The sequence below is a fragment of the Morganella sp. HSTU-ASny43 genome (assembly GCF_022819185.1).
GTDB lineage: Bacteria > Pseudomonadota > Gammaproteobacteria > Enterobacterales > Enterobacteriaceae > Morganella > Morganella morganii.
In genome coordinates, this window is record NZ_WSPG01000001.1 from 123,875 (window position 1) to 139,281 (window position 15,407).

At 51.8% G+C, this 15,407-nt stretch carries 16 protein-coding genes; 12 read left to right on the plus strand and 4 right to left on the minus strand.

The genetic code is table 11. The features are described from left to right. The first annotated feature begins 79 nt into the window (after positions 1 to 79). Positions 80 to 505: a nucleoside-diphosphate kinase gene (gene ndk, locus GN208_RS00570; protein WP_004236924.1), complete on the plus strand. Its 426-nt coding sequence runs from the start codon at positions 80 to 82 to the stop codon at positions 503 to 505. Between the two features lie 86 nt (positions 506 to 591). Here the strand turns inward: ndk and GN208_RS00575 are convergent, their stop codons facing one another. Next, a complete protein-coding gene (locus GN208_RS00575; protein WP_004236922.1) occupies positions 592 to 1,035 on the minus strand; it encodes a universal stress protein in 444 nt (147 codons plus the stop codon). Between the two features lie 297 nt (positions 1,036 to 1,332). Here GN208_RS00575 and GN208_RS00580 point away from each other — a divergent pair, with 297 nt between their 5' ends. From GN208_RS00580 to der, 8 genes are all read left to right on the plus strand, one after another. After that, positions 1,333 to 2,511 (plus strand): bifunctional tRNA (adenosine(37)-C2)-methyltransferase TrmG/ribosomal RNA large subunit methyltransferase RlmN, encoded by a 1,179-nt coding sequence (locus GN208_RS00580; protein WP_004241977.1) that lies wholly within the window; start codon positions 1,333 to 1,335, stop codon positions 2,509 to 2,511. A 137-nt stretch (positions 2,512 to 2,648) separates the two neighbouring features. Then, positions 2,649 to 2,933, plus strand: coding sequence for a tetratricopeptide repeat protein (locus tag GN208_RS00585; RefSeq protein WP_164545837.1), 285 nt, complete (start codon positions 2,649 to 2,651; stop codon positions 2,931 to 2,933). Between the two features lie 143 nt (positions 2,934 to 3,076). Next, a complete protein-coding gene (gene rodZ / locus GN208_RS00590) occupies positions 3,077 to 4,045 on the plus strand; it encodes a cytoskeleton protein RodZ (RefSeq protein ID WP_036414380.1) in 969 nt (322 codons plus the stop codon). Positions 4,046 to 4,124: 79 nt separating this feature from the next. Next, the gene (gene ispG, locus GN208_RS00595) at positions 4,125 to 5,249 is read left to right on the plus strand and encodes a flavodoxin-dependent (E)-4-hydroxy-3-methylbut-2-enyl-diphosphate synthase (RefSeq protein WP_004236917.1); all 1,125 of its coding nucleotides are present in this window, start codon (positions 4,125 to 4,127) and stop codon (positions 5,247 to 5,249) included. A gap of 148 nt (positions 5,250 to 5,397) precedes the next feature. Beyond that, positions 5,398 to 6,678: a histidine--tRNA ligase gene (gene hisS, locus GN208_RS00600; RefSeq protein ID WP_015422613.1), complete on the plus strand. Its 1,281-nt coding sequence runs from the start codon at positions 5,398 to 5,400 to the stop codon at positions 6,676 to 6,678. 10 nt (positions 6,679 to 6,688) lie between these two features. After that, complete coding sequence (locus GN208_RS00605; protein WP_004241983.1) at positions 6,689 to 7,306, plus strand: tetratricopeptide repeat protein; 618 nt, start codon at positions 6,689 to 6,691, stop codon at positions 7,304 to 7,306. A gap of 14 nt (positions 7,307 to 7,320) precedes the next feature. After that, entirely contained in the window at positions 7,321 to 8,493 is a 1,173-nt protein-coding gene (gene bamB / locus GN208_RS00610; protein WP_004236914.1) for an outer membrane protein assembly factor BamB, read from the plus strand. A 148-nt stretch (positions 8,494 to 8,641) separates the two neighbouring features. After that, the gene (der, locus tag GN208_RS00615; protein ID WP_015422614.1) at positions 8,642 to 10,147 is read left to right on the plus strand and encodes a ribosome biogenesis GTPase Der; all 1,506 of its coding nucleotides are present in this window, start codon (positions 8,642 to 8,644) and stop codon (positions 10,145 to 10,147) included. A 48-nt stretch (positions 10,148 to 10,195) separates the two neighbouring features. Here the strand turns inward: der and GN208_RS00620 are convergent, their stop codons facing one another. Beyond that, positions 10,196 to 11,296, minus strand: coding sequence for a M4 family metallopeptidase (locus GN208_RS00620; protein WP_004236911.1), 1,101 nt, complete (start codon positions 11,294 to 11,296; stop codon positions 10,196 to 10,198). A 101-nt stretch (positions 11,297 to 11,397) separates the two neighbouring features. After that, a complete protein-coding gene (gene hemF / locus GN208_RS00625) occupies positions 11,398 to 12,303 on the minus strand; it encodes an oxygen-dependent coproporphyrinogen oxidase (RefSeq protein WP_004236910.1) in 906 nt (301 codons plus the stop codon). A gap of 113 nt (positions 12,304 to 12,416) precedes the next feature. Here hemF and GN208_RS00630 point away from each other — a divergent pair, with 113 nt between their 5' ends. Further along, positions 12,417 to 12,848 carry a GNAT family acetyltransferase gene (locus GN208_RS00630; protein ID WP_004236909.1) on the plus strand — a complete coding sequence of 144 codons (432 nt, stop codon included), beginning with the start codon at positions 12,417 to 12,419 and terminating at the stop codon, positions 12,846 to 12,848. Here the strand turns inward: GN208_RS00630 and GN208_RS00635 are convergent. Further along, positions 12,845 to 13,258 carry a NirD/YgiW/YdeI family stress tolerance protein gene (locus tag GN208_RS00635; protein WP_004236908.1) on the minus strand — a complete coding sequence of 138 codons (414 nt, stop codon included), beginning with the start codon at positions 13,256 to 13,258 and terminating at the stop codon, positions 12,845 to 12,847. The two genes, GN208_RS00630 and GN208_RS00635, sit on opposite strands and share 4 nt — an antisense overlap. A gap of 183 nt (positions 13,259 to 13,441) precedes the next feature. Between GN208_RS00635 and GN208_RS00640 the strand changes: the two genes are divergently transcribed. Together GN208_RS00640 and GN208_RS00645 are read left to right on the plus strand one after the other, a co-directional pair. Next, on the plus strand, positions 13,442 to 14,035 hold the full coding sequence (locus tag GN208_RS00640; RefSeq protein ID WP_004236907.1) for an RpoE-regulated lipoprotein: 594 nt from the start codon (positions 13,442 to 13,444) through the stop codon (positions 14,033 to 14,035). 102 nt (positions 14,036 to 14,137) lie between these two features. Beyond that, entirely contained in the window at positions 14,138 to 15,034 is an 897-nt protein-coding gene (locus tag GN208_RS00645) for a Dyp-type peroxidase (protein ID WP_004236906.1), read from the plus strand. Positions 15,035 to 15,407 lie beyond the last annotated feature (373 nt).

Here is a 15,407-nt window from a genome sequence, read left to right on the forward strand (position 1 = left end):
ACCACAAGGTGTGGACCGGTCTGCCGTCAGCCGCAAATAACAATGACAACAGCGCACATGCGCACAATGAGGTCAATTCATGTCTGTACAACGCACATTTTCTATCATTAAGCCAAACGCCGTAAAGAAAAATGCTATCGGGGCCATTTATCACCGTTTTGAAAGCGCCGGTTTCCGTATTATCGCCGCCAAAATGCTGCACCTGACCCGCGAACAGGCGGAAGGATTCTACGCTGAGCACAAAGGCCGCCCGTTCTTTGATGGTCTGGTGGAATTTATGACATCCGGCCCGATTATGGTACAGGTACTGGAAGGGGAAAATGCCGTGCAGCGTCACCGTGATCTGATGGGCGCCACCAATCCGGATAACGCCCTGGCCGGTACACTCCGCGCAGATTACGCCGACAGTTTCACTGAAAACGCCGTACACGGCTCTGATGCGGAAGAATCCGCTGCCCGTGAAATTGCCTATTTCTTCACTGAAGATGAAATCTGCCCGCGCTGATAACACAAAGCAGGAAAAAACCTGTGTTATCCTGCTTTATCAGTGAATTCAGTCTCAAAAGCCCGGTAATCCGGGCTTTTGCTTTTTTACCGGACAACAAGGACTGAGATATTGGCGTAGTGGATCAGTGCGGACGCGGTGGAGCCCAGGAAACGGCTTTTCATGGTCGGGTTTTTGGAACCGATAACAATCAGGTCGGCTTTAATTCTTTCTGCATTATCAAGAATGGCCTCTGCCGCACTTCCGATAAGTACACCGGTGGAAATCTGTTCTTTCTGTACAGCAAATTTTTCGGTGGCGGCATCCAGTTTTGCAAGCAGAGCTTTGATGCGCTGGTCTTCTGACTTGGCATTTTCGGTCATCACAGGGAATGTCAGACCATAGTCAAAAAGCTGTTCAGACGGAAGAATTACCGTAACGAAATGAAATTTCACATTTTTATCTTTGGCATAGTCGTTAATCTCAGTAATGACGTTCTGAGATAACGCACCGGCATTCAGATCGATCGGAACCAGTATAATTTTATGCATAACAACTCCTTTATTTCAGATTAAATGACCTGTAAAAGATGAGTGTTAATATTATTAATATCTGAAAAAATGATTTAAACAAGTACTATTATCCAATAAATCGATTTACATTTACGTGTTTTAATTTGCCATATCACCATTAATGTTTGTACAATGCCGCGCCCCGTTATGATACGGGGCTTTTATATTTCCGCCGTATCCGTGACGCAGTCCGTTTCAGCGGCTATCCTTATTCCTGTATCTGTGATGCGCGCCGCGTGTCACCGCCGAAAGTGTAACAACGAGGCAATGTTAACAATGTCAGAACTGACCACTCAAGACGCCTGTGTAACAGGCTCCGCACCGATTGCTCCTGAAAAAATCAACGGAAAAATTAATTTACTCGACCTGACCCGCAAAGAAATGCGCCAGTTTTTCGCCGATATGGGTGAGAAACCTTTCCGTGCTGATCAGGTGATGAAGTGGATTTATCACTATTGCTATGATGATTTCGATCTGATGACCGATATCAACAAAGTGCTGCGCACCAAACTGAAAGCGGTGGCGGAAATCCGGGCCCCGGAAGTGTCAGAAGAACAGCGCTCTGCGGACGGCACCATTAAGTGGGCTATCCGTGTCGGCGACCAGGAAGTGGAAACCGTCTATATCCCGGAAGATGACCGCGCTACTCTGTGTGTCTCTTCCCAGGTCGGTTGTGCGCTGGAATGCAAATTCTGCTCAACCGCGCAGCAGGGTTTTAACCGCAACCTGCGCGTCTCTGAAATTATCGGCCAGGTCTGGCGTGCCGCGAAAATCATCGGCTCCCTGAAATCCAGCGGCCGCCGTCCTATCACCAACGTGGTGATGATGGGGATGGGTGAACCGCTGCTGAACCTGACCCATGTTGTCCCGGCGATGGAAATCATGCTGGATGACTTTGGTTTCGGGCTCTCCAAACGCCGCGTGACGATTTCCACCTCCGGTGTGGTTCCGGCGCTGGATAAACTCGGCGATATGATTGATGTGGCGCTCGCTATTTCCCTGCACGCACCGACGGATGATGTGCGTGATGAAATCGTGCCGATCAACAAAAAATATAACATTGAGACATTCCTGGCATCTGTGCGCCGTTATCTCGGAAAATCCAATGCGAACGGCGGCCGTGTGACTGTGGAATATGTCATGCTGGATCATATCAATGACAGCACTGATCAGGCGCATCAGCTGGCGGCCTGTCTGAAAGACACGCCGAGCAAAATCAACCTGATCCCGTGGAACCCGTTCCCGGGCGCCCCTTACGGGCGCAGCTCAAACAGCCGGATTGACCGTTTTGCCAAGGTACTGATGGAATACGGATTCACCACCATTGTCCGCAAAACACGCGGTGATGATATTGACGCTGCCTGCGGACAGCTGGCCGGTGATGTTATCGACCGGACCAAACGGACACTGAAAAAACGCATGGCCGGTGAACCAATCTCTGTCAAAGCAGTCTGACAGTAATATTAAGTAACACTCCCCGGTGACTGTTTACGTTAATATACCTGCCTTACAGACAAGGAGGCAGTATGATAAGGACGTATTCCCCAGGATTAATTGCAGTAATGCTGCTGGCAGGATGCCGGACAGCACCCGTGACACAGACCGTACCGGCTGCGACCGGTACCCGTCTTGCACTGGGTGAGGCTTATCTTCAGGCCGGCCGGTATGATGCTGCACGGTATCATTTTGACCGGGTACTGAAAGCACAGCCGCAGCATACCGGTGCGCTGACAGGCGCGGCGCTGAGTGCAAAATGCGATCAGCAGCCTGAAATTGCGGAAAAATACCTGAATTTAGCCGTGAATTCCCCGTCAGGCAGTGATAGTGTGGTACAGTACATTTTGGCTTATGAGTGTCCGCCGGATAACAGTCTGTAAAACAATATAAAAGTGATGTTGTTTTCAGGATTATTTTTATCATTACGGGTGGCATGCAGTATGCCGGAATACGGAACTTCGGTGCGCGGAAGGGCAGATCTCCGCGCTTTCTCGTAACCAGAACTGTTTGTGTCCTGAAACTCATGAATAACTCTCAATCTCAAGATAATCTCCAACTCACTCTTGGCCAATTCTTAACACAACGTCGGGAACAACTTCAGTTATCACGGGAAACAGTCGCCGACAGACTTTGTCTTAAACTGACTACAGTGCGTGAAATCGAAGAAGATGCACTGAAAGAAGGCAACCCGACCTTTATCCGCGGTTATGTCCGTACGTATGCCAAGCTGTTGCAGATCCCTGAATCTGCGATCATGCCTTATCTTGATAAAATCGCCCCCGCTCAGATGACCAAAGTCCAGCCGATGAAAAGTGTGACTATCGGCCGCCAGCGTAAAAAACGCGAAGGCTGGCTGATGAAGTTCACCTGGCTGGTACTGCTGGTGGTTCTGGCGCTGGTTGGCGTGTGGTGGTGGCAGCAGTATCAGGCACAACAGGCTGATATTGCTTCACTGGCACAACAGAATGATGTCACCGTGAATGCTCCGGCAGATGTTCCGGGTACCGATCCGGCAGACAGCACCGCACCACAGACACTGAATGCCCCTGCCGGGACGCCGGACACCGCTCCGGCCGGTAATACCAATACCGCTGCACTGGAATTATCGGCAGCCACCCCGCAGGATCAGGAAATTGACAGCAGCAAGATTGTGCCGCTGCCGGGCAGTGACCGCGTACCGGCGGTTGTTAACCGTGCCGTAGACAGTGAAGGCGGCACGCTGCCGACCACCACACAGACACAGGATGGTCTGGTTCTGACCTTTAAAAACACCTGCTGGCTGGAAGTGACAGATAACAAAGGTACAAAAATTTTCAGCGGCACCAAACAGAAAGGGGATACCCTGGAATTTGCGGGCGCAGAACCTTACCGTCTGAAAATCGGCGCACCGGCTGCCGTGGATGTGCAGTTCAAAGGTCAGAGTGTTGACCTGAGTCATTTTGTTAAGGCAAACCGGGTGGCAAACCTGAGTGTGCCGAAAGCCGGTGAATAATTGGTTTATAAATTAAATCTTTACTACACAATAAACACAGCAATGATTAAGGACACAAGGATGTTCCGGAGAAAGACTTATGCATAATGAATCCCCGATAAAAAGACGCAAATCCACCCGAATTTACGTGGGAAATGTGCCGGTCGGTGATGGTGCACCAATCGCCGTACAATCAATGACAAACACCCGGACAACGGATGTTGAGGCGACCGTCAGACAAATTAAATCCCTGGAACGCGTCGGCGTGGATATTGTCCGCGTATCAGTACCGACCATGGATGCGGCGGAAGCATTTAAACTGATTAAACAGCAGGTCTCTGTACCGCTGGTGGCGGATATTCACTTTGACTACCGCATTGCGCTGAAAGTGGCGGAATACGGCGTGGATTGTCTGCGTATCAACCCGGGTAATATCGGCAGCGAGGAGCGTATCCGTCAGGTTGTGGATTGCGCCCGTTATTATAATATCCCTATCCGTATCGGGGTTAACGGCGGTTCACTGGAAAAAGATATCCAGGAAAAATACGGCGAACCGACACCGGAAGCGCTGGTGGAATCTGCCATGCGTCATGTGGACATTCTTGATCGCCTGAATTTTGACCAGTTTAAAGTCAGTGTAAAAGCGTCAGATGTGTTCCTGGCAGTCGGTGCTTACCGTCTGCTGGCACAGAAAATTGATCAGCCGCTGCACCTGGGTATTACCGAAGCGGGCGGCGCACGTGCCGGTTCTGTGAAATCCGCTATCGGGTTAGGTATGCTGCTGTCGGAAGGTATCGGTGATACGCTGCGTATCTCGCTGGCAGCGGATCCGGTGGAAGAAGTGAAGGTCGGGTTTGATATCCTGAAATCCCTGCGTATCCGTTCGCGCGGCATTAACTTTATCGCCTGTCCGACCTGCTCCCGTCAGGAGTTCGACGTGATTGGCACCGTGAATGCCCTGGAACAACGGCTGGAAGATATCATCACTCCGATGGATGTGTCGATTATCGGCTGTGTGGTTAACGGTCCGGGCGAGGCGGAAGTCTCCACACTGGGTGTGACCGGTGCGAAAACCCGCAGCGGGTTCTATGAAGATGGTGTCCGTCAGAAAGAGCGCCTGGATAACACCGATATGATTGATCAGCTGGAAGCGAAAATCCGTGCCAAAGCGGCCATGCTGGATCAGAATAACCGGATTGATATCAGTCTGGTTGAGAAAGAATAATCGCGGACCGGCTCATTATTGATGAGCCGGTTTTGTCTGTTTTGGCAGATATGCTGTTTTAAGACGATATATCCGCCTCCCGATATTGCACCCGCACAGGGTCGCTTTTATAATCGGAAACATATTTCATTGAGTTAAGAGAATTAACGTGGCGACAAAAATCCAATCTGTTCGTGGTATGAATGATTATCTGCCTGCTGATACTGCGGTATGGCAGCGTATTGAAAACACGCTTAAACGCATTCTGACAAGCTACGGGATCAGTGAAATCCGTACGCCGATTGTCGAGCATACCCCCCTGTTTCAGCGCGCCATCGGTGAAGTGACTGATGTTGTTGAAAAGGAAATGTACTCTTTTCAGGACCGCGAAGAAAATGTGAGCTTAACACTGCGGCCGGAAGGAACAGCGGGCTGTGTTCGTGCCGGGATCGAGAAAGGCCTGCTGTACAATCAGGAACAGCGCCTCTGGTATATCGGACCGATGTTCCGCCACGAGCGTCCGCAGAAAGGCCGCTATCGTCAGTTCCATCAGCTGGGTGCGGAAGTTTTCGGCCTGAGCGGTCCGGATATCGATGCTGAGCTGATTATGATGACCGCCCGCTGGTGGCGTGAGCTGGGCATTGCGGAGCATGTTACCCTGGAACTGAACTCAATCGGTTCGTTACAGGCGCGTGCAAACTACCGTGAAGCACTGGTTGCCTTCCTGGAACAGCACAAAGACAAACTGGATGAAGACTGCAAACGCCGGATGTACACCAACCCGCTGCGTGTGCTGGATTCCAAAGACAAAGTTGTTCAGGAACTCCTGAACGATGCACCGGCACTGTTTGATTATCTTGATGAAGAATCAAAAGCCCACTTTGACGGCCTGTGTGCCATCCTGGATGCTGCCGGTATTCAGTACCGCATCAATCAGCGTCTGGTCCGTGGTCTGGATTACTATAACCGCACCGTGTTTGAGTGGGTGACCACCGCACTGGGTTCGCAGGGAACTGTCTGCGCGGGCGGCCGTTATGACGGGCTGGTTGAACAGCTCGGCGGTCATAATACCCCGGCGGTGGGTTTTGCCATGGGTCTGGAGCGTATGGTACTGCTGGTTCAGTCCGTCAATCCGGACTTTGTGAGCGAAACTGCAGTGACCGATATTTATCTGGCCTCCTTCGGTGAAGGCAGCCAGGTTGCGGCAATGATGCTGGCGGAACAGATCCGCGACAGCCTGCCGGATGTGCGTATCATGACCAACTACGGCGGCGGCAACTTTAAACGTCAGCTGAGCCGTGCGGATAAAAACGGTGCGCGCATCGCCCTGATTTTAGGTGAGGATGAAATTGCCAACGGGACAGTCACTGTCAAAGAACTGGCCACCGGTGAGCAGCAGACGCTGGCACAGAGCGGGCTTTCCGCTCGTCTGAGCGAACTTTTAGGTTAAGGAGAGACGTGTGGAAGTCTATACCACAGAAAATGAACAGGTATCAGCGCTGAAGAATTTCTTTGTCGAAAACGGCAAAGCAATCGCGGCAGGTTTGATCATCGGTATCGGCGGTATTGCCGGCTGGAACTACTATCAGTCTCACCAGGTCAGCAAATTACAGGATGCGGCGATTGCCTATGAAACGGCGATCACAGCAAAAGGCACTCCGGCGGAGCAGACCGCCCGTCTGCAGGCTTTTGCGAAAGAAGCCAATAACAACTACGGTGCTATCGCCGGTCTTGATCTGGCGATGAAAGCGGTTGACAGCAACGACCTCCCGGCGGCAGAAAATGCCCTGAGCCAGGCGCTGACAAAAACCGATAATGAAGATTTAAAAGATCTGATTAATGCACGTCTGGCCCGTGTACAGCTGGGTCAGAAAAAACCGGATGCCGCGCTGGCGACCGTTGCGGCAGTGAAAGGGAAAGGCTGGGCGGCTTACGCACAGGATATCCGCGGTGACGCCCTGTTACAGAAAGGGGATGTGAAAGGCGCGCAGGAAGCCTACACCACCGGTATTCAGAGTGAAGGTGCCGGGACTATCAAATCCGTTATGACATTCAAACTCGATAACTTAGCCGGGTGAGGGGACTCTCGATAATGCAACTGCGTAAAACACTGCTGGTAGGATTAGTCGCCTCTGTGCTGCTGGCCGGCTGTTCAAGTGAACAGGATACTATCGTGATGTCACCACTGCCGGAAGTGACAAGTCAGTTCACCCCGGAAACCGTGTGGGATAAATCCGTCGGTGACGGTGTCGGTAAATACTACTCTCATCTTTCCCCGGCATGGGAAGGATCCAGTGTCTATGCGGCTGACCGCAATGGCCTGGTCAAAGCCCTGGATACCGATTCCGGTGTTGAAATCTGGTCAGTGAATCTGGCGGAAAAAACCGGTTTCTTATCCGCGGATATCCCGGCGATGTTATCCGGCGGTCTGACCGTTTCCGGTGAACACGTTTATGTGGGTACAGAGCGCGGTACGCTGATCGCCCTGAACGCGAACGACGGTGAAATCGCATGGACAGCCAACGCCGGTGGTGAAGTATTGTCCCGTCCGGAAGTCAGTGACGGCCTGGTGCTGGTGCATACCGGTAACGGCCTGTTACAGGCATTTGATACCGCGTCCGGCGAACAGCGCTGGAGCCTGAACCTGGATACCCCAAGCCTGTCTGTCCGTGGTGAATCAGCCCCGGCTGTGGCCATGGGTGCGGCATTTGTCGGTGGTGACAACGGTCGTGTCAGTGCGGTTATGCTCGGCCAGGGTCAGATTATCTGGCAGCAGCGTATTTCCCAGACAACCGGTACCACCGAAATCAGCCGTCTGAATGACGTGGATATGACCCCGGTTGTTGCTGACGGTCGTGTTTACGCTATCGCGTATAACGGCAATCTGGTGGCGATGGATATGCGCAGCGGTCAGATTCTGTGGAAACGCGATTTCGGTTCAGTCAACGAACTGGTGCTGGATGGCGAATCCCTCTATGTTGTTGACCAGGATGATAACGTCTATGGTCTGCGCGCAGCGGATGGCGTCACCATGTGGTCACAGGATAAATTACTGCACCGTAATCTCTCCGCACCGGAAATCTTTAACGGCTATCTGGTCGTGGGTGACGGTGAAGGTTATCTCCACTGGCTGGATACCTCCAACGGACAGTTCGTGGCGCAGAATAAACTGAACAGTTCCGGTATTCTCAGCCGTCCGTCGATTGCCGGTGATAAACTGATGGTGCAGGCCCGTGACGGACGCCTGTACCTGCTCCGCCGCTGACAGTAAACCGCTGTTTCCGGCATCACTCCGGCAGGGTAACTGACTGCGGAGTGGTTTCATTGACGGCTCCTGAATGACAGGGGCCGTTTCGTCTTTAATCTCCTGTATGGTGCAGGGGATTTTTTCAGTGTTATGAGGCAGTAAAAGCATGATACCTGTCGTTGCTCTGGTCGGGCGTCCCAATGTCGGGAAGTCCACATTATTCAACCGCTTAACGCGTACGCGCGATGCGTTGGTTGCTGATTTCCCCGGCCTGACGCGGGATCGTAAGTACGGTCGTGCAGAGGTTGAGGGACAGGAATTTATTATTATCGATACCGGCGGTATTGATGGCACGGAAGAGGGCGTTGAAACCCACATGGCCGCACAATCGCTGCTGGCGATTGAAGAAGCCGATATCGTGCTGTTTATGGTGGATGCCCGTTCCGGCCTGATGCCGGCGGACAGCGGTATTGCCAAACATCTGCGCAGCCGTGATAACAAAACCACCTTTGTGGTGGCGAACAAAATCGACGGTATCGATCAGGATCAGGCGCTGGGTGAATTCTACAGCCTGGGTCTGGGTGAAGTGGTGCCTATTGCCGCCTCGCACGGACGTGGTGTCAGTCAGTTGATCACCCGCGCACTGGTGCCGTTCTACGGCGAGCCGGAAAGTGAGGATGATGATCGCGAGTTAACCGAAGAAGAGGCTAACGCCGCTTACTGGGCAGAGCAGGAAGCCCTGGCACAGGCAGCAGAAACGGAAGACAGCGAAGAGGAAGATGATTTCAACCCGATTGATCAGCCGATTAAAATGGCGATTGTCGGGCGTCCGAATGTCGGGAAATCCACGCTGACCAACCGTATCCTCGGTGAAGAGCGTGTAGTGGTTTACGATATGCCGGGTACCACCCGTGACAGTATCTATATCCCGATGGAACGCGACGGACGTGAGTATATTATTATCGATACTGCCGGTGTGCGTAAACGCGGTAAAGTGACTGAAACGGTTGAAAAATTCTCCGTTATCAAAACACTGCAGGCGATTGAGGATGCGAACGTGGTGCTGCTGGTGATTGATGCCCGTGAAGGGATTTCAGACCAGGATCTGTCACTGCTGGGCTTTATCCTCAATGCCGGCCGTTCTCTGGTTATCGCCATCAACAAATGGGATGGCATGACCGCAGACGATCGTGAGCACGTCAAAGATATGCTGGAACTGCGTCTCGGCTTCGTCGATTTCGCCCGTATTCACTTTATCTCCGCGCTGCACGGCAGCGGTGTCGGTAACCTGTTTGACTCGGTGCAGGAAGCGTATGACTGCGCGACCCGCCGTGTCAGTACCGCACTGGTGACCCGCATCATGAAAATGGCAGCGGAAGATCACCAGCCGCCGCTGGTTCGCGGCCGCCGTGTCAAACTGAAATATGCGCATGCAGGGGGTTATAACCCGCCGATTATTGTTATCCACGGTAACCAGGTTTCGGATTTACCGGATGGCTATAAACGTTACCTGATGAACTATTTCCGTCAGTCACTGAAAGTGATGGGAACGCCTATCCGCATCCAGTTTAAAGAGGGTGAAAACCCGTTTGCGGATAAGAAAAACGTGCTGACAGCGACCCAGCTGCGGAAACGTAAACGCCTGATGTCTCATATCAAAAAAGGCCGTTAATCAGGAAAACCCGCATTTTTTAATGCGGGTTTTTTATTTTCCGGCATTTTACGGCTCCAGCCCGACGGCTTTCCATGCGTTCATCAGCACAGCAGTCACTTCCTCATCATAGTTCTCATCAGCGATAGTCAGGGTTTCGCGGGCGAAGGTGAGGAAATTACATTCCGGCGGCAGGTTGCCTCTGCGCAGCGTGTCGAACCAGATCTGTCCGGCCACTTCCCAGCTGTACCCGCCGAGGGCGGAGGCGAAGTGGTAAAATGCATGGTTCGGGATGCCGGAGTAACAATGAACGCCGCCGTTATCATTCTCCGGGTCATCCGGCAGCTCAATATAATCTCTCATATGTGCTACCTGTTTATCTTTGCCGATCACCGGGTGATTATAGGCATTTCCCGGTGACGAAAGGGAGCGCAGTGCTTTAATTCCGCTTTGTTTATTAAACAATGTTCTGCCGATATGCCAGTCCCCCTGATGGCTGGCGTGACGGCGGTGGTAATGACCCAGCATGACGGTAAACACATCACAGACCGATTCATTCAGAGCACCGGACTGATGGCTGTAAGTCAGCGGGGAAAGGTGATCAATCACAGCGTGGGAAAATTCGTGTGTGGCGATATCCAGCTGGGCAAAACTCAGAAACAGGGGAGTGACGCTCATTCCGGCATCCCCGGCACCAAACACCAGATGTGCGCCGTTCCAGAAGGCATTGCAGTAGCCGCGTCCGTAATGTGTCATGGCGGAGATAGTGGCATTGTTGTCATTAAAGGATTTGTAATCAAAGATATCATCAAAAAAACCGTAAATGATATCAAGATACTCAAACATATTATCGGTATCTGTATCCTGCCGCACAGGCATATGTGGCTGTGGGTTTTCTGCTTTCCGGTCTTCGCGGTAATACAGGTCCGGAACGGTGGTCAGGTTTTTCAGATGCATCACCCGGCGGTGTGCCTGCGAAGTACATCCGGATTCCGGCAGAGCAGCATAACTGAGAGGCATCATTTCTGTTTCCGGCAGGCGTCGGTAACCGAGCAACCGCTGCATATGCTGATAACATAACTGTGTCTCTTCGTGATCCCCTTCATGAAGCAGGCGTTTTTTCAGGATCCAGGGCGGTAAAAATGAATAGCGCGGGGCATGTGCTGACATAGGCGGTTCTCCTGTGGTTGGAATGACCATCTTTACGGAGAAAAATATTTACCGCAGCAGACTATCAGCCTGCTTTTCAGTCAGCACACTGTGAAGGGTTGTCAGACCCAGTCACGGGGAATAAGAAAATCACTCAGTGCGGCTTCCGGAGAACCGGGCTGCGGCTGGTAGTCATATTCCCAGCGCACCAGCGGCGGCATTGACATCAGGATGGACTCGGTCCGCCCGCCGCTTTGTAAACCGAAGAATGTGCCGCGATCCCACACCAGATTAAACTCCACATAACGGCCGCGCCGGTAGAGCTGAAACTGGCGCTCGCGCTCACCATAAGGGATGGAACGGCGTTTTTCCGCGATCGGCAGATAAGCCCGGGTAAAGCCGTTGCCGACAGCCTGTGTGAAGGTAAAGCATTCCTCAAAACCGGGTTTATTCAGATCATCAAAGAACAGGCCGCCGATACCGCGCGCTTCGCTGCGGTGTTTCAGATAAAAATAGTCGTCGCACCATTTTTTATAACGCGGCCAGGCATCTTCGCCCAGCGGCGTGCAGATATCCCGGGCGACACTGTGCCAGTGTACGGCATCTTCTGTGAAAGGATAGAAAGGAGTCAGGTCAAAACCGCCGCCGAACCACCAGACCGGGTCACAGCCGGCTTTTTCGGCAATAAAAAAGCGTACGTTGGCGTGTGCGGCCGGGACATACGGATTATGCGGATGAAGCACCAGCGAAACCCCCGTGGCCTGATAGTGGCACCCGGCGAGTTCCGGGCGGTGTGCCGTGGCAGACGGCGGCAGGCTTTCCCCGCTGACATGTGAAAAATTAACACCGGCCTGTTCAAACAGTGCACCGGATTTCAGTACCCGGCTGCGTCCGCCGCCGCCGGACTCCCGCTGCCACTTATCTTCGGTAAACTCAGCACCGGCGTCACAGGTGGCGAGTTGTCCGCAGAGGGAATCCTGTAATCTGAGAAAAAAATCTTTAACACTGTCACTATCAGGGATATTCATTACATCACGACCATTGAGCTGCTGATAAACTTTAGTATATCATTTTGTTTTTATAAGATATCACACCCGTTCCGTCACGGACACGGGCAGACAACCGGCAGACAGGTAACGGTATGGACATTCGCACATTTCAGCAAGGTGATTTTGAAGAGGTTGTTGCGCTCTGGGAGCGTTGTGATCTGGTCACCCCCCCGGATGACCCGGAAACCGTGATTGAGCGGAAAATGGCACATGATCCGGCCCTGTTCCTGGTGGCGGAAGTCAACGGCGAAGTGGTGGGCACACTGCTGGGCGGTTATGACGGATACCGGGGCTATGCCTATTATCTGGCAGTACATCCGGAATTTCAGGGACGGGGGATTGCCAATGCTATGGTGGCGAGGCTGGAAAAAAAACTGCTGGCGCGGGGATGTCCGCAGTTGCTGCTGTCGATTCCGGATGATAATACCGCCACGCTGAGCATGTTTGACAAGCTGGCCTACGACGAGTGTCAGCAGGACAGCCTGACCTACAGCAAACGGCTGATCACCGACCCGGAATATTAACTGCCGGGGTTGACCACACTGAGTGTATCGGCGGTTACCACAATCGCATGGCGGTCTTTTTCCATTCCGCCTTCAATGCGGATGGTATCATTAGGGGTGATAATCTTTTTCCCCCATAATTCCGCCGGAATTTTTACCTCGACGATACCGCTGTAATCCCCCAGCAGATAGTGCTCCGCTGAAATCTGAGACTGAATATTACCTTCCAGAATCACCCGGCTGTTATCCTGCAGATAGGGCAGTTGTTTGATGATAAAGCGCTGTGGTGTTTCACATTTTACTGTGCTCTGATGATACTCATAGGCAGAAAATGACGGCAGAGCCGCAGCAGGCTGAAACCAGAATGTACCTGTCAGAACAACCGCTGAAAACAGGTAAAAAGTCGATGATGTGAATGTCATTTCAGCCATAGCTTACGACGCCGGTAAATGAAAAATGTCGGTTATATACCAGGAGATATCTTATCGGAAATGTTACGTTACTGAATTGGTAAACATACCTATTTCGTTAAAATTATTTGATGTAATAATTCAGAATGAATGTTTTGTCAATTCCGGAGTCTGATATCTGAACCGAATGCAAAGGAGCAATGAATGAAGTGTTATCAGGCAATGAAGCTGGCCGCCGCGGCCGGTGCCGTACTGATGCTGAACGGGTGCAGTTCGTTTTCATGGTCATCATTATCGCCGGTAAGCTGGTTCAGCAGCAGTGGGCTGACGGTAACGGCACAGGGCGTCGGTGGTGTGAATAATCAGACGGCCATGACCGAAACGGCGATCAGTCAGGGACTGGACGATAAATACACACTGCGCGGTGGTATGCAGACCGAGCAGGGGCAGATCGTTAAAATTTTTGAAGGCCGGAAAGATGATAAAACGGTTATCCGTCTGTCCGGGCCGGAAAATGGCACTGTGCAGCGCATTGTTGCCAATGATGCGGATATCCGCACGGAATGGGACATCAAAACAGGAACCCTCTTTTCGGACATCTATCCGCAGGCCGTTGCCGGTGCCTGTACCCTGACCACTGAATTTGATGACAGCGCACAGGTTATCTGCCGTTCACCGCAAACCCCGCGTGTTTCCTATGTTTTCCGCGGAACCTGGAACGGCCCTGAAACACTGATGCCGTCAGATGATATTCTGAAAAACTGGACAGTCAGTTATATCGTCTGGGCCAATAAATAATCCGTAAAAATAAATGAACTTGCGGAATAACAAAGTAATTCCGCGTCAGTGATTTATGATAAGGCCATTTCCTGATCAGACTGACGATGCAAAGGGAGCAATATGTCACAAGCACAAAGCGGTATTCTGCCGGAACACTGCCGTTTCGGTATTTTTATTGAAGCAAACACCAAAGGTGATTTACCGGCGATCCGGCGTGGTTGTCAGGTTTTCCTGGCAGCTCTGAAAAAGTTACAGACACAGTTTGCGGCTGATCAACTGAGTGCCACGGTGGCATTCGGTCATGACCTGTGGCGTCAGCTGGGCAGTCAGAGCAGTGCACCGGAGCTGAAAAACTTCCGTGAACTGGGGCGCGGCCTGGCGCCGGCCACACAATATGATTTACTGATCCACATTCATTCTCAGCGTCATGATATCAACTTCTCGTTGGCACAGGCAGCGGTGGCGGCATTTGCGGATGCGGTTGAGATTCAGGGCGAAACCCACGGCTTCCGCTGGACGGAAGAGCGTGACCTGAGCGGTTTTATCGACGGCACCGAAAACCCGGAAGGGGATGAGCGCCCGGACGTGGCACTGATCGCAGAAGGGGAAGATGCGGGCGGCAGTTATATCCTGACTCAGCGCTGGGCACACAGCCTGAATAAATGGACCCGTTTTTCTGAAGAGCAGCAGGAAAAAATGATTGGCCGCACCAAAGCAGACAGCACAGAGCTGGATGAAAATGTGCGCAATGTAACCTCTCATGTTTCCCGCGTGGTGATTGAGGAAGAGGGCGAAGAGCTTTCCATTCTGCGCCAGAGCCTGCCGTACGGCACTGCCAGCGGTGAGCACGGCCTGTTCTTTATCGCGTACTGCGGTCGTCTGCACAATATTGAGCAGCAATTGCTGAGTATGTTCGGTGAAACCGACGGTAAATTTGATGATCTGCTGCGGTTCAGTAAACCGAAAACCGGGGCTTATTATTATGCGCCGTCGCTGGAACAACTGAGTGCGCTGTAAGAGGGTGTCACTTTAAGCCCGGAACCGGCTGATAACGGGCAAAAACGAAAAGTCGCTGTGAATACATCCCTGTAAGCTCAGGCGCGCCATCCGTAGCGCGCATGCTTTTCGTTTCCTTTGCCCGTTATCACCGTCATACTTTTCCCGCAGTGATGCACATTTTTGTGTCTGTTTTTATCCTTATTCCTCTGTACCTTCCCCTGAAGGCAACCTCTATCCTTCGTGTATACACAACACAGGAAGAGAAGAAACATATCGATGCATAATATCGTGAAGTAAATAATCACTATATATAATTCCATAATGATATAAGTAAATGGCTTGTGTCACTTTACGGATATATGCACACTGGCCGGAGTTACCTGAAACGCAT

What these genes read in the sequence shown, in the direction of transcription:
- ndk (WP_004236924.1), top strand. Translation starts at nt 80, where the DNA reads ATGTCTGTACAACGCACATTTTCTATCATTAAGCCAAACGCCGTAAAG.
- GN208_RS00575 (WP_004236922.1), bottom strand. Translation starts at nt 1,035, where the DNA reads ATGCATAAAATTATACTGGTTCCGATCGATCTGAATGCCGGTGCGTTA.
- GN208_RS00580 (WP_004241977.1), top strand. Translation starts at nt 1,333, where the DNA reads ATGTCAGAACTGACCACTCAAGACGCCTGTGTAACAGGCTCCGCACCG.
- rodZ (WP_036414380.1), top strand. Translation starts at nt 3,077, where the DNA reads ATGAATAACTCTCAATCTCAAGATAATCTCCAACTCACTCTTGGCCAA.
- ispG (WP_004236917.1), top strand. Translation starts at nt 4,125, where the DNA reads ATGCATAATGAATCCCCGATAAAAAGACGCAAATCCACCCGAATTTAC.
- bamB (WP_004236914.1), top strand. Translation starts at nt 7,321, where the DNA reads ATGCAACTGCGTAAAACACTGCTGGTAGGATTAGTCGCCTCTGTGCTG.
- der (WP_015422614.1), top strand. Translation starts at nt 8,642, where the DNA reads ATGATACCTGTCGTTGCTCTGGTCGGGCGTCCCAATGTCGGGAAGTCC.
- GN208_RS00620 (WP_004236911.1), bottom strand. Translation starts at nt 11,296, where the DNA reads ATGTCAGCACATGCCCCGCGCTATTCATTTTTACCGCCCTGGATCCTG.
- hemF (WP_004236910.1), bottom strand. Translation starts at nt 12,303, where the DNA reads ATGAATATCCCTGATAGTGACAGTGTTAAAGATTTTTTTCTCAGATTA.
- GN208_RS00630 (WP_004236909.1), top strand. Translation starts at nt 12,417, where the DNA reads ATGGACATTCGCACATTTCAGCAAGGTGATTTTGAAGAGGTTGTTGCG.
- GN208_RS00635 (WP_004236908.1), bottom strand. Translation starts at nt 13,258, where the DNA reads ATGGCTGAAATGACATTCACATCATCGACTTTTTACCTGTTTTCAGCG.
- GN208_RS00640 (WP_004236907.1), top strand. Translation starts at nt 13,442, where the DNA reads ATGAAGTGTTATCAGGCAATGAAGCTGGCCGCCGCGGCCGGTGCCGTA.
- GN208_RS00645 (WP_004236906.1), top strand. Translation starts at nt 14,138, where the DNA reads ATGTCACAAGCACAAAGCGGTATTCTGCCGGAACACTGCCGTTTCGGT.